The 1819-nt window shown below is 50.0% G+C and carries 4 protein-coding genes; 1 reads left to right on the top strand and 3 read right to left on the bottom strand.

What is annotated here, in order from left to right; all coding sequences use genetic code 11:
* Nucleotides 1-130: 130 nt before the first annotated feature.
* The 3 genes from BZG14_RS15200 to BZG14_RS15210 all read right to left on the bottom strand — a co-directional run bounded on the left by BZG14_RS15200 (nt 131) and on the right by BZG14_RS15210 (nt 1183).
* Nucleotides 131-640, bottom strand: a complete 510-nt coding sequence (locus tag BZG14_RS15200; RefSeq protein WP_077609149.1) for a thioredoxin fold domain-containing protein — start codon at nt 638-640, stop codon at nt 131-133.
* 133 nt (nt 641-773) lie between these two features.
* Nucleotides 774-917 (bottom strand): type B 50S ribosomal protein L36, encoded by a 144-nt coding sequence (gene ykgO / locus BZG14_RS15205; RefSeq protein ID WP_074214039.1) that lies wholly within the window; start codon nt 915-917, stop codon nt 774-776.
* Entirely contained in the window at nt 914-1183 is a 270-nt protein-coding gene (locus tag BZG14_RS15210; protein WP_077609150.1) for a type B 50S ribosomal protein L31, read from the bottom strand. The genes ykgO and BZG14_RS15210 overlap by 4 nt, the downstream gene beginning before the upstream one ends.
* 355 nt (nt 1184-1538) lie before the next feature.
* On the opposite strand from BZG14_RS15210, the gene BZG14_RS15215 reads away from it, so the two are divergent.
* Nucleotides 1539-1819, top strand: a 281-nt coding sequence (locus BZG14_RS15215) for an anaerobic C4-dicarboxylate transporter family protein (protein ID WP_274532409.1), incomplete at its 3' end; no start/stop codon positions are given.

The raw sequence follows: 1819 nt of genomic DNA on the forward strand, positions 1-1819 counted from the left end.
GTGGATGATCATCGGCGATAACGATGGTGTGTTGCGCTTCCATAATGCGGCTATCTTCCCTTTGTTTTCAATAAAGCTACCACCAGATATGGGGTTTATCAATTTTGTAACAAGAGAACTAAGAGATTGATCATTCCTTGCTTTTTACTGACGGCATCAGTGCATGTTCATTGAGGTGAGCGAGAAATGCCTCAGGAGGTAAAAAGCCGGTTATACGCGCCGCTTGATCACGTTCACCCGTGGGAAGCCAAAAATCGAGAGTCGGTAAGCCTGCAACCGCTTGGCTACGCATCAAGGCAAAATCTTCCGGACGGTTTTCACTCAGGTTCACTTTAATCCGGTGCATGTGGCTAAGCTGCTGAGCCACTGCCGGGTCAGTGAAGGTTTTTTGCGCGAATTGTTTACACGGAATGCACCAATCGGCGTAGTAATCAACCAAAGCGATTTGCTGATTAGCCGCGGCGCTGGCGAGCTCTGCATCAAGCGCGGCTTGCGAGTTGACGGTGATAAATGCCGGTGCGGTGTCAGACGCTTTCGGCGGCGCGGTGACTTGTTGCGAGCGAACGATGTAAAGCGCACCAGCACCCAGTGCGGCAATCAATAACCCAGCCGTTAGTGAAAAGCGGCGACCCTGTCTCATACTTTTTCCTTTTCATGCCAATAGGATGAGTATACACACATACCATGACTCGCTTAGAAAAAGGAAATGACGACATCAAGATGTTTGCACGCCGAGAAGCACTGCCCCATCAGTGGCAGTGCGTCGCCGACGCTTAGGCGCGTTTTTTCGCGCGGCCTTGTACGGCCTTAAAACGTGGATTGGTTTTGCAGATGACGAACATGCGCCCGCGACGACGGACAACCTGACAATCAGGATGGCGCTGGCGGGCGCTTTTTAGTGAGTTAACGACCTTCATGACGACGCCTTTTTGCGGCGGCCTACTTGGCCAAACTTACGCGCCAAGTGTGCCGCGCGCCCTTCTTTGTTCGTCGCTCGTGCCTTCCCGGTATATACCGGGTGTGAGGCGCTCGAGATATCCAGTGGGTAGTAAGGATAGGTTTTGCCATCTTGCCACTCGATGGTACGTGATGTTTGCAAGGTTGAGCCGACAATAAAATAGGCGTCAACACTGGTGWCATGAAAAACGACAGAACGGTATTCGGGATGGATATTGGCTTTCATAACGACTCCCCGTTGTTTGTTATGATATAACATAACACCACTAAGAAAGAATGAAAAGTCCATCAGCGTCCAGGTTAAAGATCTCATTTCCCGAACTTTTTGTTGTCAGTTCGCGAAAAGTGTTACTTTTTCTTACCTGAATCAACATGCGCGTGACGGCATCTGGTTAGGATTTGGCCATGGTGCTGAGCGCGGTTGCTCACATCTCCCACCAAGGATGGTGCTTATTAGTGGCGATAGGCCGACGGAGGAGCCGTCATATCGTATCTACCCCCAATACGCCATGGGCGTGCCATAGACAATGAATGCATGTGAACGGACGCGTGGGGACGTCTATCCAAAATAGGAGAAAGTTATGTTCTTGGTTGAGTTATTAGTGGTACTCAGCTGCATCTTAATTGGTGCCCGTATCGGCGGCATTGGTTTAGGTGTGATGGGCGGGGTCGGGCTCGCTGTCTTAAGTTTTGGGTTTGGTTTACAGCCCACGCATCCGCCGATTGATGTTTTATTAATGATTATGGCGGTGGTCGCCGCGGCAGCCACCATGCAAGCAGCAGGTGGCTTGGATTTTTTAATTAAAATTGCCACCAATATATTACGTAAAAACCCACGTCACATTACCTTTGTTGCCCCTTT

It is taken from the genome of Salinivibrio sp. IB282 (genome assembly GCF_001995685.1).
In the GTDB taxonomy this organism is placed as follows: Bacteria; Pseudomonadota; Gammaproteobacteria; order Enterobacterales; family Vibrionaceae; genus Salinivibrio; species Salinivibrio kushneri.

Bases quoted from the DNA above. Each gene is read 5' to 3' on its own strand.
- ykgO (WP_074214039.1), bottom strand. From the start codon at position 917: ATGAAGGTCGTTAACTCACTAAAAAGCGCCCGCCAGCGCCATCCTGAT.
- BZG14_RS15200 (WP_077609149.1), bottom strand. From the start codon at position 640: ATGAGACAGGGTCGCCGCTTTTCACTAACGGCTGGGTTATTGATTGCC.